The organism is Paracoccus shanxieyensis (assembly GCF_009711265.1).
Taxonomy (GTDB): domain Bacteria; phylum Pseudomonadota; class Alphaproteobacteria; order Rhodobacterales; family Rhodobacteraceae; genus Paracoccus; species Paracoccus shanxieyensis.
Genome location: NZ_WMII01000012.1, coordinates 82,838 through 106,157, shown reverse-complemented (window position 1 = coordinate 106,157; position 23,320 = coordinate 82,838). Strand labels below are relative to the sequence as shown.

Genomic DNA, 23,320 nt, shown 5'->3' with positions numbered 1-23,320 from the left:
TCGCTGAGGTCGCTGAGGTCGCTGAGGTCGCTGAGGTCGCTGAGGTCGCTGAGGTCGCTGAGGTCGCTGAGGTCGCTGAGGTCGCTGAGGTCGCTGAGGTCGCTGAGGTCGCTGAGGTCGCTGAGGTCGCTGAGGTCGCTGAGGTCGCTGCCTTGGCGCGGATCGAAACGCAAGCCCCGGAAGCCTCGGGACAGCTTGGTTTCGACAGCATCCCGGCAGAAGCCGCCGCGCAAGATACCGCGCCTGTGATCGCGGCCAGCAACGCTTCAGCCATGGCAGCCAGTCAACCCTCGCCGACGCTTGCCGACGCCGCCCCTGCCGCACGGGACGATCTGCCGAACCTCTTTGCCGAGCTTCCGCCGGACGAAGACGCGGCCCTGCGCGCCCTGATCCGCATGGCCATCCGCGATGAGCTGCAAGGCGAAATGGGCGAACGCCTCAGCCACAATATGCGCAGCTTCATCCGCCTGGAGGTCGAGGCCGTGATCCGCGACCTCTGCGCCGAGGCATAAGCCCGACGGGGGCCGAAGCCACCACATTCGGCCCCTGCAGCTGTTGATTCCGCCAAGGCATAACCGGCGGCGATCTGCATGTCCGCACGCAGACAGGCCAGCGTTTTGGCCCCGCGCTGCGCAAGGCGCGACGGCCCGAAACCGTCTGCAAAGGTCAGTTCAGATATTTCTCGGGGTCGACGCTTTCAAAGCCCTCGCGCACCTCGAAATGCAGCACACCTGCATTGCGGGCCTTGCCCAATGTCGTGCCGGTGCCGACCGACTGGCCCTTGGTCACGGCCACATCGTCCAGACCGGCATAGACCGTCATCAGATTGCCGTCATGGCGCACGACGATGATCGGCACCTGATCCACATCGCGGGTGATCGCCGCCACCGTGCCCGAGCCCGCCGCCGAAATCGTGCTGCCCGGCGCGGCTGAAATGTCGATGCCCTCATTCTTGCCTTTTTCATAGGTGCGGATGATCGCGCCATTGGCGGGCATCCGGAAGCGACCATTCCCCGATGCCGCGGTGCGCTGCTGCCCCAGATTGGGGCTGGTGGGGGTCGCGACCTGCGTGTTGGCGGGGCGCGTCGCCTCGCGCGGCAGCGGCTCGGCCGAGGATGGCGGGCGCGGCGTCGGGCTGCCGGCGCCCGGCGCGGTGACGGCGGCCAGCGGCCCCGGCGCGGCACGACCGGCGACCGGAATCAGCAGGCGTTGGCCGACCCGCAGCGTCATGTTCTGCGCAAGCCCGTTCCACGCCGCCAGATCATTGACCGAGACATTGTATTTCCGCGCCACCGACCATGCGGTTTCCCCTGCCACCACCACATGCTGCTGCGGCTGGCTGGAGGCGGGCAATGTCGTCGCCTTCACCGACCCCGCCCCGGCGCCCCCCGGTTGCCCCGCCGGCTGCCCGGCAAACGGATCCGTGACCGCGCCCGTGCTGACGGGCCCGGTGTTGACTGGCCCCGAGCTGACTGCCCCCCCCGCCACGCGGCGCGGCAATGCGACGACCGCGCCGGGGTTCAACGGCGCGCCCGGGTCGATGGCGTTATAGCGCCCCAGCTCTGCCGCGTTCAGGCCCAGCCGCGCGGCGATGCTGGCGACCGTATCGCCTTGCCGCGCAATGGCCACCTGATAGCCCGGATAGGAAATGATCCCGCGCTGATCGGGCATCGGGCGCGGCGCGGCCGCAGCGGCAGCGGCAGCCGTATCCAGCCCGCCACCGCCCCAGCCGCGCAGATCGGGATCGAAATTCATCCCGCCCTGCGGACTGCACGCCGCCAGCATTGCCAGAAAACCGCCCGCCACCGCGAAACGCCCGATATTCGCCATCTTCCCGTTCCTCATGATCGGCCGGGGGTCATGTTCAGCCCAACCCCTCGACCAGCGGCACAAAGCGCACCTGCCGCAATTCGTCGTATTCGTAACCTGTTTCGCCGCGCCGCACCCGGATCAGCGTCTGGACCGCATCCGATTGTCCGACCGGCACCACCATGATACCGCCGATCTTCAACTGCGCCAAGAGCGGCCCCGGAGGGTCTTCGGCGGCGGCGGTCACCATGATGCGATCAAACGGAGCCTGTTCCGGCAAGCCGCGCGATCCGTCCGCCACCATGGCGGTAATGTTCGACAGGCCGAAATCGGCAAAGATCGCCTCGGCCTCGGTCACAAGGCGGCGGTGGCGGTCGACGGTATAGACGCGACGGCACAGCAGCGCCAGAACCGCCGCCTGATAGCCCGAGCCGGTGCCGATCTCCAGCACCTTGTCGCGCGGACCAACCTCAAGCGCCTGCGTCATCAGCCCGACGACCGAGGGCTGGCTGATGGTCTGCCCGCAGGGAATGGGCAGGGGCGTGTCCTCATAGGCGCGGTCCTCGAAATGGCCGCGCACGAAGCCGCCGCGGTCGATCCGCTCCATCGCGTGCAGCACCCGGGGATCGGTCACGCCGCGCTGACGCAGCGCGAACAGGAACCGCATCTTGCGCTCGGCCAGTTCCTCGGGGGCGTCGTCGGTCATGTTCAGCCCTGTTCCAGCACCTTCAGCCCGTCCAGACTGGCATGGCAGGTCAGGTCCGGGCGCATCGGCGTCAATGAGATATAGTTTGCCATATTCGCCTCGACATCGCTGCCCGGCGTTGCCGGGGCGGTCTGCGATCCGCCCATGATCCACAGAAAGCGCCGCCCGTTCGGGGCCACGTCCGCCTTGACCTGAAATTTCGTGCCCCGGCGACGGCCCTGCGGTCCGACGCGCACCCCTTTGACATCGGCCGCCGAGCAAGGCGGGAAATTCAGGTTGTAAAACAGCCGGAAATCCGCGTCCGAGGTCCAGTCGCCATGCTGCAGCAGATCGCGGATCAGGCCCGGCGCATGTGCCCGCGCGGCCTCGAACGGATCGGCAAGCCCGGCGGTCTGCGTGCCCATGTATTGCGACAGGGCGATGGCGGGCAGGCCTTGCAGCGCGGCCTCCATCGCGGCACCGATCGTGCCGGAATACATCACGTTCTCGCCCGAGTTGTTGCCCCGGTTCACGCCCGACAGCACCAGATCGGGCGGGCTGTCGCGCATCACGTCGGAAATCGCCGCCAGCACGCAATCGGCAGGCGAGCCTTCGGTGGCAAAGCGGCGCGGGCCAAGCTCGGCGATCAGCGTGGGGTGGATATAGCTGATGCAATGGCCGACGCCCGATTGCTCGAAAGCGGGGGCGACGGTCCAGACCTCGCCCTGGGGTCCGGCGATCTCGGCTGCGATTTCGGCCAGCGTCACCAGACCCGGAGCGTTGATGCCATCATCATTGGTAATCAGGATCCGCATTCGCCGCCCGCCTTTGTTTCGTATCCGGTGACCGCCTGCGCGCAATCACTTCCGCGTCAGAGACATGCTTATCTGTGCCACAGGTCTGCGACAACCCGCAGAGGGGCTTGTCCAGCCGTTTGACGCGCCGCAGCATGCGGTGCAGGATTGGCCAAAGGCAAAAGGCCGGGCAGCACATGCAGATCTATCTTCCCATTGCCGAAGTCGTGGTCAATGGCGTCACGCTGGTCAGCCTTGGCGGCATCGTCGGGCTGATGTCGGGGCTGTTCGGCGTGGGCGGCGGGTTCCTGATCACGCCCTTGCTGTTCTTCATCGGCATCCCCCCGGCGATTGCGGTGGCGACCGGGGCCAATCAGGTCGTGGCCTCGTCCTTTTCCGGTGTGCTGGCGCATGTGAAGCGCAAGACGGTGGATTTCCGCATGGGCTGGGTCTTGCTGGCGGGCGGTCTGGTCGGGTCGTCCTTTGGCGTCATCCTGTTCAACATGCTGCAACGGCTGGGTCAGGTCGATCTGGTGGTGCAGCTGTGCTATGTCGTCTTTCTGGGCCTGATCGGGATGATGATGTTTCAGGAAAGCCTGCGCGCGATCCGCCGGGCCAAGCGCAGCGGTCCGGTCCAGCCCATGCGCCGCAACCAGCATGGCTGGGTGCATCGCTGGCCGCTGAAGGTCAAGTTCCGCGCGTCGGGGCTGTATATCAGCGTCATTCCGGTGCTGCTGGTCGGTGCTGCCGTGGGCGTGTTGGGGGCCCTGATGGGCGTAGGCGGCGGCTTCATCATGGTGCCCGCGATGATCTATCTGCTGGGGATGCCCACCAAGGTCGTCATCGGCACGTCATTGTTCCAGATCACCTTTCTGTCGGCCTATACCACGCTGATGCATGCGGTGTCGTCGAATACCGTCGATGTGATGCTGGCGCTGCTGCTGATCATCGGCGGCGTGGTCGGCGCGCAGATCGGCACGACCCTGGGCGCACGCCTGCGGGCCGAGCAGTTGCGCATCCTGCTGGCGCTGCTGGTGCTGGCGGTCTGTGGCAAGCTGGCGCTGGACCTGTTCCTGCGCCCTGACGATCTGTATTCGCTGACGCCGGGGATCATCGGATGATCCGCGCCCTTGCCCTTCTGCTGCTGATGGCCGTGCCCGCAGCGGCGCAGGATTTTCCCGCCCCGCCCCGTGTCGCCGCGCCGCCGCCCGAACAGATCGTGGCGGGTCTGTCGCGGGACGACGTGGACATCACCACCAGCTTCGACGGCTCGGACATCATCATCTATGGCGCGATCAAGCGCGAAACGCCGATCCCGCCCGGCCCGCTGGATGTCATCGTCACCGTCGAGGGTCCGACCGGCCCGGTCACCGTCCGGCACAAGGAACGCCGCTTCGGCATCTGGGTGAATACCGGCCGGGTCAGCGTGGCCTCGGCCCCGAATTTCTATGTCGTGGCGACAACGCGCCCGCTGGAGCGGATTCTGGATCAGAACGAGGACAACCGTTACCGCATCTCGGTCCCGCTGGCGATCCGGGCCTTTGCCGGCGCGTCCGAGGTCGAGGACGTGGTGCCCTATACCGAGGCGCTGGTGCGCCTGCGCGAGGCGAATGATCTGTACCGGCTGGACGAAGGCGCGGTGCTTCTGGCCGACAAGACGCTGTTTCGCGCCGATGTCCGCCTGCCCGCCAACCTGATCGAGGGCTATTATGCCACCCGCATCTTTCTTGTCCGCGACGGCAAGGTGCTGAACACCTTCCGCGCGCCCATCGAGGTGCGCAAGGTGGGGCTGGAGCGTTGGCTGTATCGGCTGGCGTTGGAGCAGCCGTTTCTGTACGGCATCATGTCGCTGGCGATTGCCATTTTCGCAGGCTGGGGCGCATCGGCGCTGTTCCGGCAGTTCCGCCGCAGCTAGGCAACCATCAGCCGCGCCGGAACGGCCCCATCTCGGTCAGGATGGCCATTTCCTCGCTGACGGCCTGCCGTTCGCGGGTCAGGTAATCGGCGATGGCATTGTGAAAGCCCTGATCGCGGACCCAATGCAGCGAATGGGTCTGGCTGGGCAGATAGCCCCGCGCCAGCTTGTGTTCGCCCTGCGCCCCCGCCTCGACCCGGGCCAGCTTATGCGCGATGGCCCAGTCGATGGCGCGGTGATAGCACAGCTCGAAATGCAGAAACGGGTGATCCTCGATGCAGCCCCAATAGCGGCCAAAGACCGCATCCGGGCCCAGCAGGTTCAGCGCGCCCGCAACCGGCCTGCCGTCGCGTTCGGCCAGCACCAGCAAGCAATCGTCGCGCATCGTGTCGTGCAACTGGTCGAAAAACGCCCGCGTCAGATAAGGCTGGCCCCATTTGCGGCTGCCGGTGTCCTGATAGAACTGCCAAAAGGCGTCCCAATGCGCGGGCTTGATGTCGTCGCCTTTCAGGCTGCGGATGATGCCGCCGAACGCCTGCGCGCGGTCGCGTTCCTTGCGGATGGCCTTGCGCTTGCGCGACGACAGATCGGCCAGAAATTCGTCAAAACAGGCATAGCCGCGGTTCACCCAGTGAAACTGTTCGGTCGCGCGGGACAGAAAGCCCGCGCTCTCGCCCAGCACCGCCTCGGCCTTGGTGCAGAAGGTGACATGCGCGCCCGACAGACCGGATTGCTGCGCGATATGCGACATGGCCTGCAACAGCGCCTGCTGCACCTGCGGGTTCGCGGAAATCAGGCGCGGCCCGGTCACGGGGGTGAAGGGCACGGCGCATTGCAGCTTGGGGTAATAGGCGCCGCCCGCGCGGTCATAAGCCTGTGCCCAGGCGTGGTCAAAGATGTATTCGCCCTGACTGTGCGTCTTCAGATAGCAGGGCGCGACGCCCGCCACTTGTCCCCCCAGCCGCGCGATCAGATGGCTGGGATGCCAGCCCGTGCCTTCGCCGACCGAGCCGGACGCCTCCAGCGCGGCCAGAAACCGATGGGTGGTAAAGGGGTTCACGGCTGCCCCGCAGCCATCCCAAAGGGCGGCGTCGATCCCGGAAATCGCAGGCAGGACGGAGACGGTCATTTCGCTCATGCAGCGAAGATAGTGACGCCGCCCGGCTTTGTCAGCGGGCGGCGCGGGGATCACGCGGATTTGGCCGGGTAATCTTCAAAGGTGATGTTGTCGGCCACGCGGCGGGCCTCGGCTTCCTCATCCGGGCTGCGGATGGTCCAGGTCAGCACCGGCACGCCCCGCGCCTTCAGCGCAGCGACCGCCGGGTTGTCCAGATCCTTGCGATCATGCGAGATGAACGAGGCCCCCACCCTGTCGAAATCGGCAATCGCCGCCAGATGCGCGCGGGTGGCATCGTCCAGCATCGCCCAGTCGTCGGGGTCATAGCCGCAGGTCGTCAGGCCGACCGGCACGCTGTCGGGAAAGCCCAGAACGCTGTGCGGGTTGAACGACATCACCGCGACCGGCCCCTGATAATGCGCGACCAGTTCGGCGACACGCGCGGACAGATCGCCGATATCGTCGGTCGCCCGCAGGCTTTGATCCTTGATCTCGATCAGCAGGGGCACGCGGCCCGCGACGAAGGCCAGCACATCCGCAAGTGTCGGCACGGCCTCATCGGTGCCCATGATGCGCAGCATGGAAATGGCGTCCATGCCAAGCGCGCGGACCAGCCCATTGGCCCCGGTCAGGCGCGGCAGCTCGTCATCGTGAAACACGATGGGCGTGCCATCGGCAGCCGCCTGAATGTCGCATTCGATGCCATAGCCCGCAGCAATAGCGGCGCGAAAGGCCGCCATGCTGTTTTCCGGCACGCCATCGGAATGCAGCCCGCGATGGGCGATGGGCAGGCGCAGGAAATCGGGATGCAGGCGCATCACGCGATCTCGAAGATGGCTTCCACCTCGACGGCCACACCGCGCGGCAAGGCGGGCGCGGACACGGCGGCGCGGGCATGGCGGCCACGGTCGCCAAACACCTCGACCATCAGGTTCGAGCAGCCATTGATAACCTCGGGCTGATCGGTGAATTCGGGGGTCGAGTTCACGAAGCCGCCCAGCTTCACCACCTGCTTGACCCGATCCAGCGAACCCAGCGCCTTCTGCGCCTGCGCCAGCAGCGCCAGACCGCAGCCGCGCGCGGCCTCGGCCCCGGCCTCGACGGCCAGATCGGCGCCCAGCTTGCCCTTCTGCGCCGAGATCTGCCCCGAAACGAACAGCATGTTCCCCGAGATGACATAGGGCACATAATTTGCGGCCGGCGCCGGGGCGTCGGGCAGGGTGATGCCAAGCTCGGCCAGTTTCGTCTCGATGCTCATGATATCCTCATTGCGTAAGAGAGGCGCGGAATTCGCCCAGAACGTCGCGCCAGGTGTCCAGCGCGTCGTCGAAATTCTTGCGCCCAAGGCCGTCGGCTGCAACCCCGATATCCATCTCGATATAGGGATCGCCGGAATCCGCGATCACCACCTTGCCAAAGGGGTTGTTGCGGTTCCAGTCATTGGCGTCCTCGGCGGTCATCGGCTGGGTCAGGCGAAAGCTGGTGACGAACTGCATCCGGCGGCACAGCGTGTCGCAATCATAGAAATAGACGTTGAACAGCATGTCATCGACACGGCTTTCCAGCATCGGCAGGCCCTGAACGTCCGTTCCCTTGGTGACGGGCATCCCCCGTTCGGCCATCAGCCGCGCGATCTGGTCGGGATCGCCCAGCACCTGACCCGGCAGGACGGGATCGGGCGCGGCCTGCGCATGGGCAAGCGGGGCCTGCAGACAGGCCGTCAGGATGAAAACGCCCAGCATACGCATGGTGTGGGATACTCCGCGGGAATCGGCGGCGCTATAGCGGCTTTGCGCCTAGGCCACCAGTGCCTCTGCACGTTTCAGGTCGACGCTGACCAACTGGCTCACGCCTTGTTCAACCATCGTGACGCCGAACAGCCGGTCCATCCGCGCCATGGTGACGGCGTGGTGGGTGATGACCAGAAAGCGCGTGTCGGTGCGGCGGGTCATTTCGTCCATCAGATCGCAGAAGCGGGTGACATTGGCATCGTCCAGCGGTGCGTCCACCTCGTCCAGCACGCAGATCGGGGCGGGATTGGCCAGAAAGACCGCAAAGATCAGCGCCATCGCCGTCAGCGTCTGTTCGCCGCCCGACAGCAGGCTGAGCGTCGACAGCTTCTTGCCCGGCGGCTGGCACATGATTTCCAGCCCGGCATCCAAGGGATCATCGGATTCGACCAGCACAAGACGGGCTTCGCCGCCGCCGAACAGATGCGTGAACAGCGTGGTGAAATTGGCGTTCACCGTGTCAAAGGCCGCCAGCAGACGTTCGCGGCCTTCGCGGTTCAGGCTGCCGATGCCCTGACGCAGCTTGCGGATCGCCTCGGTCAGGTCGTCCTTTTCGGCGGCCAGACGGTCGCGTTCGGTTTCCAGTTCCTGCTTGTCCTCATCGGCGCGCAGGTTCACCGCGCCCAGCGCATCGCGGCTGGCGCGCAGGCGGGCGATCTGATCCTCCAGCGCGGCGGGGCTGATATCCTCGGCCTCGCCCAATGTCTCCAGCAGCGCCTCGGGCGTGGTTTCGGCGTCGTCGTGGATGCGCAGACGGGCGGCGGCTTCGGCCTCGGTCGCGGCGTCGGCGCGGGCTTCGCGCGCCGCCCGCGTCTCGCGCGCCTCCGAGGCCAGACGCTGCGCCTCGCGTTCGCTGTCCGATGCCGCGCGCTGCGTCGCCTCGGCTGCCGACAGGGCGGCGCGGGCGCGGGTCAGGCGGGCCGAAGCCTGCGCCTCGGCCTCGGTCAGTTGGGCGCGGCGTTCGGCCAGGATTTCGGGCTGCGCCTCGGCTTCTTCCAGTTCATCCGCGGTCTGATCGCGGCGGGCGGACAGTTCGGCAGCGCGGGTTCCGGCCTGATCCAGCCGCAGCCGCCAACCGGATTCCTCTTTGGTGATTTCCTGCAGACGCTTGGTGCGGGCCGCCGCCTCGCGCCGCAATTCGTCCAGCGCACCGCGCCGGGTCATCGTGGCGATCCGCGCCGCTTCCACGCCCATGCGGGCATGTTCCAGCGCGTCGGCCACGGCGGCGCGGTCGGGCAGATCGGCCAGCGCACGTTCGGCATCGCGCAGGCGGGCGCGGGCATCGGCGGCATCGGCCTGATGCCGGGCCAGTTCGGCACGGGCCGATTCCGCGCGGGCATGGGTCAGCGACAGGTCGGATTCCGCCCGCGTGACGGCGCGGGCCGCATCGGACAGCCCGCGTTCGGCATCGCGGCGGGCATCGCGGGCGCGCTTTTCGGCCTCGGTGGCGGCGGCATGGCGGTCGCGCAGCGCCTGATGGGCGTCGGCGGCCTCCGTCGCGCGGGTCTGCGCCGCCCCGGCCTGCACCGTCATCTCGGCCAGCTGGTTCACCTTTTGCAGATGCATCGCCGCCGAGGACGACGCCTCGCCGGCCATGACCCGCATCCCGTCCCAGCGCAGCAGATCGCCCTGCGGCGTGACCAGCCGCTGACCGGGCCGCAGCGCGGCCTGCAGCGCGGCGGCCGCCGCAGCATCCGCGACCAGCCCGACCTGAGACATCCGTCGCGCCAGTGCCTCGGGCGCCTGCACGTGCGGGGCCAAGGGCTCTGTGCCCTTGGGCAGGGGATGCGCCGTGTCATAACCGGGCAGCGCGTGCCAGCCCGATCCGTCCTGCGCCAAGCCCATGGACAGATCGTCTCCCAAGGCCGCGCCGAAGGCCGCCTCATGCCCGCGCGCCACGCGCACCAGTTCCAGCACCGAGCCGCCATGATCGCCGCGTTCGACAAGCCGCTTCAGCGCGGCCATCTCGGCGTTCAGGGCGGAAAGCTCGCCCTCGGCTTCGGCGCGGGTGGCGCGGGCGGCGGATTCCTCGGCCTCAAGGGTGGCGCGGCTGTCCTCGGCCTCGGCCAGCATCTCCTCGGCCTGTTCGACACGCTCGCGCGCGGTTTCCTGCGCTTCGGCGGCGGCTTCGCGGGTCGCCTCGGCCTCGGCCCCGGCATCGGTGGCGGTGGCCAGCGCCATCTCGGCGGCATCCGAGGCGCGGGTCGCACGGTCCTGCATCTGCCGCAGATCATGGGCCAGACGTTCCGCCGATTGGTGACGGGCGGCCAGCCGGGCGGATTCGTCGGTCAGTTCGGTCAGCTTGGCCTCGACCTCACGCAGCGCCTCGGCGGCCTCATCGGCGGTGTCGCGGGCGATGTCGTGCCGGTCGTCATGGCCCTGCCCGGCCTTTTCCAATTCACGACGTTCCCAGTCCAGCCGGTCGATCACCTCGCCCGCGTCGCGGTTCAGCGCGGCTTCGCGTTCGATGTCGCGGTCCAGTTGGGCGATGCGGGCCAGAAATGTCTTGATTGCTTGGGCGGCGCGCGCCTCGGCCTCGTCCAGCGCCTCGCGTTCGACGGTGGCGCGGGACAGGATCGCGGCGGCGATCTGTTCTTCTTCGCGCAAGGGCGGCAGGGTGGCGTCGGCGTCCTCGCGCGTGGCGATGGCGTGGCGGGCCTGCGCTTCGGCCTCGGCAGCTGCGCGGATCGCGTCCTGCAATGCCGCAAGCGCTGCGGTCTTGGCATGGTCCGCCTCGGCCCAGCGGCGATACAGCAGCAAGCCCTCGGCCCGGCGCAGCGCCGCGCCGATCTCGCGATAGCGCGCCGCCGCCCGCGCCTGACGGGCCAGAGACGCCGCCTGCGTGGACAGCTGGTCCAGCGTGTCATCCACCCGCGTCAGGTTCGCTTCGGCGGCGTTCAGCTTCAGCTCGGCCTCATGCCGGCGCTGATACAACCCGCTGATCCCGGCGGCTTCCTCAAGGATGCGACGGCGCGCCTTGGGCTTGGCGTTGATCAGTTCGCTGATCTGGCCCTGCCGCACCAGCGCGGGCGAATGCGCCCCGGTCGAGGCGTCGGCGAACAGGATCTGCACATCGCGCGCCCGCACATCCTTGCCGTTGATGCGATAGGCAGATCCGGCATCGCGGGTGATGCGCCGGGTGATGTCCAACGCGTCGCTGTCATTCATCCCGGCGGGCGCAAGGCGGTCGTGATTGTCGATGGTCAGCGTGACTTCGGCATGGGCGCGGGCCGAGCGGCGCGTCGTGCCCGCAAAGATCACATCCTCCATGCCTTCGCCGCGCATGGCGGTGGGGCGGTTTTCGCCCATGACCCAGCGCAGCGCCTCAAGCAGGTTCGACTTGCCGCAGCCATTCGGCCCCACGACGCCGGTCAGCCCCTCGTGGATGACCAGATCGGTCGGGTCCACAAAGCTTTTGAAGCCATTCAGGCGAAGCCGGTCGAAACGCAATGCGGGTTCCTTGCTGATACCCGTCGATTTTCCGCCATCCGCAGGGTCCAAGTCAACCGCAACCCCCAGATATGGCGTGCGCGCGCGGGTTATCCACAAGATTTGAGTAAACAGCCGCCGATTGCGGTGCTAATCATGGGCCATGATCCCCGCTTTGGCCATCCTGCTGTCGTTTCAACTGTTCGGCGAAGTCGTCGCGCGCGGGCTCGGCCTGCCGCTGCCCGGTCCGGTGCTGGGGCTTCTGGCGCTGGTCGTCAGTTGCAGCCTGCGCCCGGCGCTGGCCGATCGGCTGCGCCCGGTGGTGCAGGGGCTGTTGGGCAATCTGTCGCTGTTCTTCGTGCCCGCAGGCGTGGGCGTCATCGCGCATATCGGCGAATTCCGCAGCGACGGGCTGGGGATTGCCGTGGCGCTGACCGTCTCGACGGCGCTGGCGATTGCGGTGGGGGCGCTGGTCTTCAAGCTGGTCGCAAAGGACCGGGAATGAGCGCGGCCTTCTGGTCCTATCTGACGCAAGAGCCGCTGCTGTGGCTGACGATGACGCTGATCGCCTATTGGCTGGGCGACCGCGCCTTTCGCAGCACCGGGCGGCAAAGCTGGGCCAATCCCGTCATGATCGCGGTGATCCTGCTGTCCGTGGTGCTGTGGGCGACCGGCACGGATTACCAGACCTATTTCAACGGCGCGCAATTCGTGCATTTCATGCTTGGCCCGGCCACGGTCGCGCTGGGAATGCCGCTTTATGAAAACCTGCATCGCGTGCGCAAGGCGGCGCTGCCGCTGATCGCGGCGCTGGTCGCGGGCTCGGTCACGGCGGTGCTGTCGGTGCTGCTGATCGCCAAGGCGTTCGGGCTGTCGGATGTGATGATGGCCAGCCTTGCGCCGAAATCGACCACCGCCCCCGTGGCCATCGGCATCGCCGAAAATCTGGGCGGAGAGCCGACGATCACCGCCGTTCTGGTGCTGCTGACCGGGATGTTCGGCGCCATCATCGCCACGCCCTTCCTGAACCTGCTGGGCGTGCGCGACTGGCGGGCGCGCGGGCTGGCGGTGGGCGTCGCCGCGCATGGCATCGGCACCGCCCGCGCCTTTCAGGTCAACGAGACCGCCGGCGCCTTTGCCAGCATCGGCATGGGGCTGAACGCGGTTCTGACCGCGATCATCGCGCCGCTGATCCTGCGGATGTTGCTATAAAAAGGGCCGCCCCGGAAGGCGGCCTGACATTGCGGAACGCTTGCGCGGGGCTTATGCCGCGTCTGCTTCCTCGGCGGCATGGCGACGTTCGCTTTCCTCGCGCGACAGCGCGACCGAGGTGCGCACGCCTTTGGACACGAACTCCATCAGGCCCTTGACCACGCGTTCGTTGGGGTCGATGCCCGCACAGGACAGAACCTCGCGCCCATCGCGCGACCGTGCCCAGCGTGCAATCTGATCAGGCCCGTTGCCGTATTTTTTATCATCCGCGATCGCGTCGTCGAGCGCAGCCAGAACCACCGCGGCAAAAAGCTTTCGGGCGCGTTGACCTTGTTCGAAATTGAAAGCAGAACCATCCACGAAATCGCGCATTCTTCTTATCCTTTTTTCTTGCAGTACCGCATCTGGACCGGGCCGCCGCCCTGTCTTCGTTTCTGGTCGCCGTCGTCGGGCGGCGCACGGCGGGTCTTAGCCGATCCCGCCGTTGATTCGGTATGCCCCTACCCTCATGACAGCCATGCGTCTGGTGCAAACCCAAGCAATTGCTAGCATAGCTCGCAAATAATTAAGATTTCACGACACCTTTTTGCCGTTTCGACCGCTTGACAACGCAGGAACTGCGATTTTGTTGCACGGTATCGCGTCAATGGATATAGGTGCGCGCAATCGCGGTTCAACCCTTGAGCCGAATCGATTTCCCTAATGAATTCAAGGTAGTCCAGAATGGCCAAGATAAATGGCAACGAAATCAAGCCCGGTTTCGTGCTTGAACATGACGGCGGGCTTTGGGCCGCGGTCAAGGTCAACCATGTCAAACCGGGCAAGGGCGGCGCATTCGCGCAGGTCGAACTGAAGAATCTGCGCGACGGGCGCAAGCTGAACGAACGCTTCCGCTCGGAGGACAAGGTGGATCAGGTCCAGCTTGAGTTCAAAGACCAGCAATTCCTGTATGAAACCGACGGCAAGCTGGTGTTCATGGACAGCGAAACCTTTGAGCAGACCGAGCTTGACGCCGATCTTTTGGGCGACCGCCGCCCCTTCCTGCAAGACGGGATGATGGCCGCCGTCGAATATTACGGCGACGAGGCGCTGACCGTGCGCATCCCGCAAAAAGTCGTCTGCAAGGTCGTCGAGACCGAGCCGGTGCTGAACGGCCAGACCGCCGCCAAAAGCTTCAAGCCCGCGATTCTGGACAATGGCGTGCGCGTCATGATCCCGCCCTTTGTCGGGGTGGACGAAGACATCGTCGTCAATACCGAATTGTTCGCGTATTCCGAACGCGCCTGACGCGCCACACGACGCGACGCGCGGGCAGCGATGCCCGCGCAATTTTCCGCGATGCAAATTGCAATGGCTGCGGAACCATGACAGGGCGGTGCTTCTTACGCTTCAGGGGGTCCGTGCCATGCCAAGATGTCGCAAGCCATTTCCGCCAGATCATGATGCGCCTGTGCCGACGCGATTTCTGGCAATGCACGAACGGCTTCTTGATCTGCAACTGATCGCGATTGAGATGATCCGCAGCACGCACCGCCCGCTGACAGCCTGCCCCGATCCCGCTGGCGCGACCGGACGGACGGACATGCAGCCTGATCGCATCGCTTCCAAAATCACGCGGAGAGGCGGATGAGCCAGCCCCATATCAATGTCATCCATGAAGATTATACCTCATCGGGGCGCTATGTCGTGACCCTGCCCGGCCATGAGGGCGAGGCTGAAATGACCTGGCGCTCGGGTGGGCCGGGGGTCATCATCGCCGATCATACCTATGCCCCGCCCGCCATGCGCGGCACGGGCGCGGCCGATGCGATGATGCGGCGCCTGATCGAGGATGCGCGCAACAAGGGCCTGCGGATCGTTCCGGCCTGCAGCTATGTCCGCGCGCAATTCCAGCGCCACCCGGAATGGGCCGATCTGCAGATCGACATCGGCTGAGGCGGGGTCAAGGCTCGGCCCGCCGCTGCCGCAATTCATCGCGAAGAAGCTTCAGAAAGGTCTGCGCCGCCGAAGTCGGCTTGCGGTCGCGCAGCGTGACGACCGAATAGAAGCCCACCCGCAGATCCTCGGCCACAGGCAGGATCCGCACGGAATCGCCGGCAAACAGCCGGGCGGCCGGGGTCGACATCACGCCCACCGCCTGCGAATTCAGCACGAACCCGGCGGTCAGCATCAGCGAGGCCGTCTCGATCACCGTCTGCGGCATGGGCAGATCGTACCGCTCAAGATAGGTTTTCACCGCCGTGAACAACATGCTGCCCGCAGGCTGCATCACCCAGTCGAACCGCAGGCAATCCGCCAGATCGCAGCCCTGCGCCAAAGGATGATCCTTGCGCACGATCAGCGACAGCGGCTCGGGTCCGATGGGCGACAGCTCGAACGGGGTCGGGTCCAGACGGTCGGGCACGCGGCCCAGATACAGGTCAAGCTGGCCCGACAGCAGTTCCGCCGACAGCCTGTCGCTGCTGCCCACGTCGATCTTGACCCGCAGACGCGGCTGCGCGCGTTCCAGACTGCGCACGATGGGCAGCACCAGATCCAGCGAAGGCCCCGAGACCGAGCCCAGATGCACCGAGCCGACGCGGCCCTGATCGATGTCGCGCACCTCGCGTCCGGCCACGTCCAGATCGCGCAGCATGGCGCGGGCGCGTTCCGCCAGCCGTTCGCCCGCGGGGGTCAGGCTGACCCCCCGGCTGTGACGCAGCGTCAGCGCTGCCCCCACGATCCGTTCAAGATCGGCCAGCATCCGCGATGCCGCAGGCTGGGTCATGTTGGTGATCGCGGCAGCGCGGCTGAGTTGCCCGCTGCGCTGCACCGCAACCAGCAGCGAGAGCTGTCGCAACTTGATGCCGCGCGACAGCAATTCCTCGCCCTGATCCCGTTCGGCTGCCATCCCGTCCCCGTCCGCACATTCCAATCTTAACGCCAAGACATATCATGAATGGTATATCTTACTGCGGAAAGTGAAATTGACGCGGGCGATTGGGCGGGTCTAGCCTATGACCTGTCAGGCAGATCAAATCTGCCGCCACGGACAGGTGCAGGAGGCCGGTCCGTGTTGTCGGGGGGAAACAGCAGACGTGCGAAGGAAAGGTGCCGCTCGGCGCCCGCTTCTGCTGTGCATATCTGGAGGAAGCATGTTCAACCTGAAGAAATTCGCCCTTGCGGCGGCGTCCGTGGCGGCGCTTTCGGTCCCCGGCATGGCCGTGGCCGAAGGCATGGTCGGGATCTCGATGCCGACCAAGACCTCGGCGCGCTGGATCGCGGATGGCGACAATATGGTCAAGCAGTTCCAGGAAGCGGGCTATCAGACCGACCTGCAATATGCCGATGACGACATTCCGAACCAGTTGGCGCAGATCGAAAACATGATCACCAAGGGCGTGAACGTGCTGGTGATCGCGGCCATCGACGGCACGACGCTGTCGAACGCGCTGGCCAATGCCAAGGCGGCGGATGTCAAGATCATCGCCTATGACCGGCTGATCCGCGACACGCCCGACATCGACTATTACGCCACCTTCGACAACTTCAAGGTTGGCGTCGAACAGGCGACCACGCTGGTCGACGGGCTGAAGGAACGCTTTCCGGACGTGAAGCCGTGGAATGTCGAACTGTTCGGCGGCAGCCCGGACGACAACAACGCCTTCTTCTTCTATGACGGCGCGATGTCGGTGATCCAGCCGCTGATCGACGACGGCTCGATCGTCATCCCCTCGGGCCAGATGGGCATGGACAAGGTGGGTACGCTGCGCTGGGATCCGGCGACCGCTCAGGCGCGGATGGATAACATCCTGTCGGCGAACTATACCGACAAGCAGGTGAACGGCGTGCTGTCGCCCTATGACGGGCTGTCCATCGGCATCCTGTCGTCGCTGAAAGGCGTGGGCTATGGCTCGGGCGACATGAAGATGCCCATCGTGTCGGGTCAGGATGCCGAGCTGCAATCGGTCAAGTCGATTCAGGCCGGTGAGCAATATTCGACCATCTTCAAGGACACCCGCGAACTGGCGAAAGTGACCGTCGGCATGGTCAACGCCATGATGAAGGGCGAAGAGCCGGAAGTGAACGACACCGAGACCTATAACAACGGCGTCAAGGTCGTCCCGTCCTATCTGCTGGAGCCGGTGGCCGTGACCGAAAAGAACCTGAACGAGGTTCTGGTCGGCTCGGGCTATTATACCGAAGACCAGCTGAAGTAAGCCCTTTCGCGCCGCCGTGCGGGACGCGGCGGCGCATTCCTCAAGCTACGGGAATCGCAGCGATGGATTCCATTCTGGAAATGCGGGGGATCACCAAGGAATTCCCCGGTGTCAAAGCGCTTGATAACGTCAACATGACCGTGCGCCGCGGCGAGATCCGCGCGCTGGTCGGTGAAAACGGCGCGGGCAAATCGACGCTGATGAAGGTGCTGTCCGGGGTCTATCCCCATGGCAGCTATGACGGCGAGATCCTGTATAACGGCAAGCCCATGGCGTTCCGGGGCATCCCCGACAGCGAACATCAGGGCATCGTCATCATCCATCAGGAACTGGCGCTGGTACCGCAGATGTCGATCGCCGAGAACATCTTTCTGGGCAATGAAATCGCCCATCGCGGCGTGATCGACCGGCAGGAAACCAACCGCCGCACCGCCGAATTGCTGGCCAAGGTGGGGCTGCGCGAAAGCCCGGAAACCAAGGTCGGCACGCTGGGCATGGGCAAGCAGCAGTTGGTGGAAATCGCCAAGGCGCTGTCGAAAAAGGTCGATCTGCTTATCCTGGACGAGCCCACCTCGTCCTTGAACGAAAACGACAGCGACGCGCTGTTGCGACTGCTGGCCGGGTTCCGCGATCAGGGCATGACGGCGATCCTGATCTCGCACAAGCTGAACGAAATCTCGCAGGTCTGCGACAGCATCACGGTTCTGCGCGATGGGTCCACGGTCGCGCATCACGACGGCATGGTCCCCGAGGCGCAGATCATCCGCGACATGGTGGGCCGGTCGATGAACGACCGTTACCCCCCGCGCGATCCCAAGATCGGCGAGGTGGTCATGCAGGTGTCGGGCTGGAACGTCGCCGATCCGCTGCGCGACCGGCTGCTGGTGAACAATGCCAGTTTCAGCCTGCGCCGGGGCGAGGTGCTGGGCATCGCGGGCCTGATGGGCGCGGGCCGCACGGAACTGGCCATGTCGATCTTTGGCCGCACCATGGGCGACTGGAAATCCGGCGAGGTGACGATCCACGGCAAGCCCGCCGATCTGTCCACCGTGCCCAAGGCGATCAAGGCGGGCCTTGCCTATGTGACCGAGGACCGCAAGTCGCTGGGTCTGGTGCTGGACGACACGATCCGCCGCAACATCCCGCTGGCGAACCTGCCCGGCGTCGCACCCAAGGGCGTGATCGACCGGCAGAAGGAAGGCGCGGTCGCCCGCGACTATCGCAAGCAGATCAACATCCGCTCCTCCTCGATCGATCAGGCGACGGTGAACCTGTCGGGCGGCAACCAGCAAAAGGTCGTGCTGGCGAAATGGCTGTTTTCCGAACCCGAGATCCTGATTCTGGACGAACCGACGCGCGGCATCGACGTGGGCGCGAAATATGAGATCTATACCATCATCCGCGATCTGGCCGCGTCGGGCAAATCCATCATCGTCATCTCATCCGAGATGCCCGAGCTTCTGGGCATCACCGACCGGATCATCGTGATGAACGAAGGCCGTCTGGTGGGCGAGATGCCCACGGCGGATGCCACGCAGGAACGCATCATGTCGGTCATCATCACGTCCGGCCACAACCTGACGGACGACACCGTGACCCCCGAAGAAATCAAGGCCGAGGCCGCCCATGTCTGACATTTCCCAACAAGAACAACGCCAAGGCGACACCTTCGGCTTCATCCGCCGCAACATCCGTGAATACGGCATCCTGTTTGCGCTGATCATCATCATGGCGTTCTTCCAGATCGTCACGGGCGGCATCCTGTTCCGCCCGGTCAACCTGACCAACCTGTTCCTGCAAAACAGCCATATCGTCATCATGGCGGTGGGGATGCTGCTGGTCATCGTCGCGGGGCATATCGACCTGTCGGTCGGCTCGGTCGCGGCCTTTGTCGGCGCGCTGGCCGCGCTGATGATCGTGCGCTATGGGCTGCCCGTGCCGCTGGTTATCGTGATCTCGCTGGTCGTGGGTGGCGTCATCGGCGGCATTCAGGGCTATTGGATCGCCTATTGGAAGATCCCCAGCTTCATCGTGACGCTGGCCGGGATGCTGGTATTTCGCGGGCTGACGATGTGGGTGCTGCAGGGCCAGTCCATCGGTCCCTTCCCGCGCGAGTTTCAGATGCTGGCCTCGGGCTTCATTCCCGACATCTTCGGGGCGGACAAACCCAACACGCTGTCGCTGATCCTTGGCTGGGGCGCGGCGCTGGTCATCCTGTGGCTGCAGGTCCGCAACCGCCGGCGCGAGGAAGCCGTGGGCATTGCCGACGAACCCTTTGCCTTCTTCGTGGCCAAGAACGCGCTGATCTTCGTTGCGCTGGCCTGGATGACATGGGCCCTGGCCAACTTCCGCGGCCTGCCCAACGTCTTCATCGTCATGGCGGTGCTGGTGGCGCTGTATGCTTTCCTGTCGGAACGCACCACGATCGGCCGCCGCATCTTTGCCATCGGCGGCAATGCCAAGGCGGCGAAACTGTCTGGCATCAATTCCGAGCGCGTGGTGTTTCTGACCTTCATGAATATGGGGATGCTGGCGGCGCTGGCGGGGATGGTGGTGTCTGCGCGCCTGAACTCGGCCACGCCCAAGGCGGGCACCGGGTTCGAGCTTGACGTGATCGCGGCGGTGTTCATCGGCGGCGCGTCCATGGCGGGCGGCGTGGGCACGGTGATCGGCGCCGTGGTCGGCGCCTTCATCATGGGCGTGATGAACAACGGCATGTCCATCCTTGGCATCGGCATCGATTATCAGCAGGTCATCAAGGGCCTTGTGCTGATGGCCGCCGTCATCTTCGATGTCTCGAACAAGAGCAAATCATAATGACCTTCAAACCTGCCGAATGGCCGCGCAAATTGCGGTCGCAACATTGGTATGGCGGCAATTCGCGCGATACCATCTACCATCGTGGCTGGCTGAAGAACCAAGGCTATCCGCATGACCTGTTCGATGGCCGCCCGATCATCGGCATCCTGAACACGTGGTCAGACCTGACGCCCTGCAACGGCCATCTGCGCGAACTGGCCGAAAAGGTGAAGGCTGGCATCTGGGAGGCGGGCGGCTTCCCGGTCGAGGTTCCGGTGTTTTCCGCCAGCGAAAACACCTATCGCCCGACCGCGATGATGTATCGCAACCTTGCCGCCATGGCGGTCGAGGAAGCCATGCGCGGCCAGCCCATCGACGGCGCGGTGCTGATGGTCGGCTGCGACAAGACCACGCCCAGCCTGCTGATGGGCGCGGCCTCGACCGATATTCCGTCCATCGTCGTCACCGGCGGGCCGATGCTGAACGGCTGGTTCCGGGGCGAACGCATCGGCTCTGGCACGCATCTGTGGAAATTTTCCGAAGCCGTGAAGGCCGGGGAAATGACGCAAGAGGATTTTCTTGAGGCCGAACAGGCCATGAGCCGTTCTTCGGGCACCTGCAACACCATGGGCACGGCGTCCACCATGGCCTCGATGGCCGAGGCGTTGGGCATGGCGCTGTCGGGCAATGCCGCGATCCCGGCGGTGGACAGCCGCCGCCGCGTCATGGCGCAGATGACAGGCCGCCGCATCGTGCAGATGGTCAAGGACGATCTGAAGCCCAGCGATGTGATGACCAAGCAGGCCTTTGAAAACGCGATCCGCACCAATGGCGCCATCGGCGGGTCGACCAATGCCGTCATTCACCTGCTGGCGATTGCGGGCCGCGTGGGCGTCGATCTGACGCTGGACGACTGGGACCGCTGCGGACGCGACATCCCCACCATCGTCAACCTGATGCCCTCGGGGAAATATCTGATGGAAGAGTTCTTCTATGCCGGGGGCCTGCCCGTCGTGCTGAAACGGCTGGGCGAGGCGGGCGTGCTGCACAAGGACGCGCTGACCGTCAGCGGCGACACCGTCTGGGATGAGGTCAAGGACGCCCGCAACTGGGATGAAAACGTCATCCTGCCCGTCGAAAAGGCGCTGACCCAGCATGGCGGCATCGCGGTTCTGCGCGGAAATCTGGCCCCGGATGGCGCGGTGCTGAAACCCTCGGCCGCCAGCCCGCATCTGATGAAGCATCGCGGCCGCGCCGTGGTGTTCGAGGATATCGACGACTACAAGGCCCGCATCAATGACGACGGGCTGGATATCGACGAAACCTGCGTCATGGTCATGAAAAACTGCGGGCCCAAGGGCTATCCCGGCATGGCCGAGGTCGGCAATATGGGCCTGCCGCCCAAGGTGCTGAAAAAGGGCATCACCGACATGGTCCGCATCAGTGACGCGCGGATGTCGGGCACGGCCTATGGCACGGTGGTCCTGCATACCAGCCCCGAGGCCGCGCGCGGCGGCCCGCTGGCCATCGTGCGCAGCGGCGATGTGATCGAACTGGACGTGGAAAACCGCAGGCTGCATCTGGACCTGTCCGACGCCGAAATCGCCCGGCGTCTGGCCGAATGGAAAAATCCGGTCCAGCCCCCTGCCAGCGGCTATGCCCGGATGTTTCACGAACATGTCGAAGGCGCGGATACCGGCGCCGATTTCGACTTCCTGAAAGGTCCGCGCGGATCGGAGGTGGGACGTGACAGCCATTGACCTTGCGATCATCGGCTTTGGCAAGATCGCCCGCGAACAGCATCGCGCAGCCCTTGAGGCGTCGCCGGTGTTCCGGCTGGCGGCGACCGTCGATCCGGTGAACCGGGCCGAAGGCATCGCCGCCTTCCCCGATGCCGACACCTTCCTGCGCCGGATGCCGGATGTGGGCGCGGTGGCGCTGTGCACGCCGCCGCAGATCCGCTTTGCCGTGGCGCGTCAGGCGCTGCTGGCGGGGCGGCATGTGCTCTTGGAAAAGCCTCCGGGCACCTCGGTTTCCGAAGTGCTGGCGCTGGAACGCATCGCGCGCGAACAGGGCCGGACGCTGTTCACCGCATGGCACAGCCAGTTCGCGCCGGGGATTCCGCGCGCCCGCAAATGGCTGGCCGACCGGCGGATCACCCGCATCACCGTGACATGGCGCGAAGACGTGCGGCGCTGGCATCCCGGTCAGGACTGGATCTTTGCCCCCGGCGGCGCGGGCGTCTTTGACCCCGGCATCAACGCCTATTCTATCCTGACCCATATCCTGCCGACCGCGCTTTACACGACCACGGCGGAACTGGAGTTTCCCGAAAACCGCGACACGCCCATCGCCGCGCGCCTGACCATGCTGACCGAAGAAGGTGCGCCCGCCGATCTGGATTTCGATTTCCGCGAGACCGGGCCGCAGACATGGGACATGCGCATCGAAACCGATCGCGGCGTGCTGGATCTGTCGCAGGGCGGTGCGACGATCGTGGCGGGCGGTCAGACGCTGGCCTTGGAAGGTGCGCTTGCCGGGGAATATGACCGCATCTATGCTCGGTTCGCAAAGCTGATCGAAGGGGGCAAAAGCGATGTGGACCTTGCGCCGTTCCGGCATGTGGCCGATGCCATGATGCTGGGCCGCCGGATGCAGACCGAGGCGTTTGATTGGTAACGCCCGACTGGATTGCCGTCGACTGGGGCACGACGCGGCTGCGCGTCTGGGCCATGGCCGGGGCGGATGTGCTTGACAGCCGCAGCTCGGACAAGGGCATGGGTGCGCTTGGCCCGGATCAGTTCGAACCCGCGCTGCTGGATCTGATCGGCGACTGGATCGCGGGCCGGCCCCCCGTCATCGCCTGCGGCATGGTCGGCGCGCGTGGCGGCTGGGCCGAGGCGGAATACCGCGCCACGCCCTGCGCAGCCCTGGACCCGGCCCGCGCCATCCGGCCCAAGGCGGCGGATCCACGGCTGGACGTGCATATCCTGCCGGGCCTGTCGCAACTGGACCCGCCCGATGTCATGCGCGGCGAGGAAACCCAGATCGCCGGTTTTCTGGCCGGCCAGCCCGATTTCGACGGCACGCTGTGCCTGCCCGGCACGCATTGCAAATGGGTGCGCATCAGCGGCGGCATGGTCGAAGGCTTTCACACCTTCATGACCGGAGAGATCTATGCGCTGCTGACCCGCCATTCCGTGCTGCGCCTGACGGTGGGCGACGCGCGCCCGGATGCTGCCGCCTTCCTGAAAGCGGCGGCGCAGGCGCTGGCCAATCCCGACCTGTCGCCTGCGGGCATGTTCCCGCTGCGGGCCGGTGCGCTGCTGGCGGGCCTGCCCGCGCAGGACGCCGCCGGGCGGCTGTCGGGGCTGCTGGTCGGCGCGGAACTGGCTGCCGCGCGTCCGCTTTGGCTGGACCGGCGCACGATCATCATCGGCGCGCCGGATCTTGCCGCGTTTTATCATCAGGCGTTGACGCAGGCAGGTGCGGATGCCCATGTCATGGACGGCGCGGCACTTGTGCTGTCCGGCCTGACCGCCGCCCGCGCGGCCATCGCGTAAGGAAGACC

General features: G+C 65.7%; 24 protein-coding genes. 13 read left to right on the top strand and 11 right to left on the bottom strand.

Annotation, left to right across the window (positions count from 1 at the left end):
- On the bottom strand, positions 1-233 hold a 233-nt coding region (locus GL284_RS21540; protein ID WP_230383510.1), incomplete at its 3' end, for a hypothetical protein.
- Between the two features lie 39 nt (positions 234-272).
- On the opposite strand from GL284_RS21540, the gene GL284_RS21535 reads away from it, so the two are divergent.
- Positions 273-512, top strand: a complete 240-nt coding sequence (locus tag GL284_RS21535) for a hypothetical protein (RefSeq protein WP_230383509.1) — start codon at positions 273-275, stop codon at positions 510-512.
- Between the two features lie 154 nt (positions 513-666).
- On the opposite strand, the gene GL284_RS13635 is transcribed toward GL284_RS21535, so the two are convergent.
- Genes GL284_RS13635 through surE form a run of 3 tightly spaced genes read right to left on the bottom strand, consistent with a single transcriptional unit; the run spans position 667 to position 3,309 of the window.
- Complete coding sequence (locus GL284_RS13635; RefSeq protein ID WP_155045187.1) at positions 667-1,830, bottom strand: LysM peptidoglycan-binding domain-containing protein; 1,164 nt, start codon at positions 1,828-1,830, stop codon at positions 667-669.
- Positions 1,831-1,864: 34 nt separating this feature from the next.
- Entirely contained in the window at positions 1,865-2,515 is a 651-nt protein-coding gene (locus tag GL284_RS13630) for a protein-L-isoaspartate(D-aspartate) O-methyltransferase (protein ID WP_155045186.1), read from the bottom strand.
- A 2-nt stretch (positions 2,516-2,517) separates the two neighbouring features.
- A complete protein-coding gene (surE, locus tag GL284_RS13625; RefSeq protein WP_155045185.1) occupies positions 2,518-3,309 on the bottom strand; it encodes a 5'/3'-nucleotidase SurE in 792 nt (263 codons plus the stop codon).
- A 176-nt stretch (positions 3,310-3,485) separates the two neighbouring features.
- Between surE and GL284_RS13620 the strand changes: the two genes are divergently transcribed.
- Complete coding sequence (locus GL284_RS13620) at positions 3,486-4,409, top strand: sulfite exporter TauE/SafE family protein (RefSeq protein ID WP_155045184.1); 924 nt, start codon at positions 3,486-3,488, stop codon at positions 4,407-4,409.
- Entirely contained in the window at positions 4,406-5,203 is a 798-nt protein-coding gene (locus GL284_RS13615; protein ID WP_155045183.1) for a TIGR02186 family protein, read from the top strand. The genes GL284_RS13620 and GL284_RS13615 overlap by 4 nt, the downstream gene beginning before the upstream one ends.
- Before the next feature lie 7 nt (positions 5,204-5,210).
- Here the strand turns inward: GL284_RS13615 and GL284_RS13610 are convergent, their stop codons facing one another.
- The 5 genes from GL284_RS13610 to smc are packed head-to-tail and all read right to left on the bottom strand — an operon-like array spanning position 5,211 to position 11,560.
- Positions 5,211-6,341, bottom strand: a complete 1,131-nt coding sequence (locus GL284_RS13610; RefSeq protein WP_155045182.1) for a GNAT family N-acetyltransferase — start codon at positions 6,339-6,341, stop codon at positions 5,211-5,213.
- 50 nt (positions 6,342-6,391) lie between these two features.
- Positions 6,392-7,138, bottom strand: a complete 747-nt coding sequence (locus GL284_RS13605; RefSeq protein ID WP_155045181.1) for a glycerophosphodiester phosphodiesterase family protein — start codon at positions 7,136-7,138, stop codon at positions 6,392-6,394.
- The gene (locus tag GL284_RS13600) at positions 7,138-7,578 is read right to left on the bottom strand and encodes a RidA family protein (protein ID WP_155045180.1); all 441 of its coding nucleotides are present in this window, start codon (positions 7,576-7,578) and stop codon (positions 7,138-7,140) included. The genes GL284_RS13605 and GL284_RS13600 overlap by 1 nt, the downstream gene beginning before the upstream one ends.
- A 7-nt stretch (positions 7,579-7,585) precedes the next feature.
- A complete protein-coding gene (locus GL284_RS13595; RefSeq protein WP_155045179.1) occupies positions 7,586-8,068 on the bottom strand; it encodes a YbjN domain-containing protein in 483 nt (160 codons plus the stop codon).
- Between the two features lie 48 nt (positions 8,069-8,116).
- Positions 8,117-11,560 (bottom strand): chromosome segregation protein SMC, encoded by a 3,444-nt coding sequence (smc, locus tag GL284_RS13590; protein WP_155045178.1) that lies wholly within the window; start codon positions 11,558-11,560, stop codon positions 8,117-8,119.
- 142 nt (positions 11,561-11,702) lie between these two features.
- Here smc and GL284_RS13585 point away from each other — a divergent pair, with 142 nt between their 5' ends.
- Together GL284_RS13585 and GL284_RS13580 are read left to right on the top strand one after the other, a co-directional pair.
- Positions 11,703-12,044: a CidA/LrgA family protein gene (locus tag GL284_RS13585; protein WP_155045177.1), complete on the top strand. Its 342-nt coding sequence runs from the start codon at positions 11,703-11,705 to the stop codon at positions 12,042-12,044.
- The gene (locus GL284_RS13580; protein ID WP_155045176.1) at positions 12,041-12,751 is read left to right on the top strand and encodes an LrgB family protein; all 711 of its coding nucleotides are present in this window, start codon (positions 12,041-12,043) and stop codon (positions 12,749-12,751) included. Before GL284_RS13585 ends, GL284_RS13580 begins: the two co-directional genes overlap by 4 nt.
- 51 nt (positions 12,752-12,802) lie before the next feature.
- Here GL284_RS13580 and GL284_RS13575 read toward each other — a convergent pair whose 3' ends face one another.
- Positions 12,803-13,123, bottom strand: a complete 321-nt coding sequence (locus GL284_RS13575; protein ID WP_074968330.1) for a DUF6280 family protein — start codon at positions 13,121-13,123, stop codon at positions 12,803-12,805.
- Positions 13,124-13,474: 351 nt separating this feature from the next.
- On the opposite strand from GL284_RS13575, the gene efp reads away from it, so the two are divergent.
- Both efp and GL284_RS13565 read left to right on the top strand, forming a co-directional pair.
- Complete coding sequence (gene efp / locus GL284_RS13570) at positions 13,475-14,038, top strand: elongation factor P (protein WP_155045175.1); 564 nt, start codon at positions 13,475-13,477, stop codon at positions 14,036-14,038.
- A 339-nt stretch (positions 14,039-14,377) separates the two neighbouring features.
- Positions 14,378-14,686, top strand: coding sequence for a GNAT family N-acetyltransferase (locus tag GL284_RS13565; protein ID WP_155045174.1), 309 nt, complete (start codon positions 14,378-14,380; stop codon positions 14,684-14,686).
- A 7-nt stretch (positions 14,687-14,693) separates the two neighbouring features.
- Here GL284_RS13565 and GL284_RS13560 read toward each other — a convergent pair whose 3' ends face one another.
- Positions 14,694-15,641, bottom strand: a complete 948-nt coding sequence (locus GL284_RS13560; protein ID WP_155045173.1) for a LysR family transcriptional regulator — start codon at positions 15,639-15,641, stop codon at positions 14,694-14,696.
- A 244-nt stretch (positions 15,642-15,885) separates the two neighbouring features.
- On the opposite strand from GL284_RS13560, the gene chvE reads away from it, so the two are divergent.
- The 6 genes from chvE (at position 15,886) to GL284_RS13530 (ending at position 23,312) form a co-directional block, all read left to right on the top strand.
- Positions 15,886-16,950, top strand: a complete 1,065-nt coding sequence (gene chvE, locus GL284_RS13555; protein ID WP_155045172.1) for a multiple monosaccharide ABC transporter substrate-binding protein — start codon at positions 15,886-15,888, stop codon at positions 16,948-16,950.
- Between the two features lie 62 nt (positions 16,951-17,012).
- Positions 17,013-18,584, top strand: a complete 1,572-nt coding sequence (gene mmsA / locus GL284_RS13550; protein WP_155045171.1) for a multiple monosaccharide ABC transporter ATP-binding protein — start codon at positions 17,013-17,015, stop codon at positions 18,582-18,584.
- Complete coding sequence (mmsB, locus tag GL284_RS13545; RefSeq protein ID WP_155045170.1) at positions 18,577-19,767, top strand: multiple monosaccharide ABC transporter permease; 1,191 nt, start codon at positions 18,577-18,579, stop codon at positions 19,765-19,767. The genes mmsA and mmsB overlap by 8 nt, the downstream gene beginning before the upstream one ends.
- Positions 19,767-21,509, top strand: coding sequence for an L-arabinonate dehydratase (gene araD / locus GL284_RS13540; protein WP_155045169.1), 1,743 nt, complete (start codon positions 19,767-19,769; stop codon positions 21,507-21,509). The genes mmsB and araD overlap by 1 nt, the downstream gene beginning before the upstream one ends.
- Complete coding sequence (locus tag GL284_RS13535) at positions 21,496-22,428, top strand: Gfo/Idh/MocA family protein (protein WP_341870372.1); 933 nt, start codon at positions 21,496-21,498, stop codon at positions 22,426-22,428. The genes araD and GL284_RS13535 overlap by 14 nt, the downstream gene beginning before the upstream one ends.
- A complete protein-coding gene (locus GL284_RS13530; protein WP_155045168.1) occupies positions 22,422-23,312 on the top strand; it encodes a 2-dehydro-3-deoxygalactonokinase in 891 nt (296 codons plus the stop codon). The genes GL284_RS13535 and GL284_RS13530 overlap by 7 nt, the downstream gene beginning before the upstream one ends.
- The last annotated feature ends 8 nt before the right edge of the window (positions 23,313-23,320 follow it).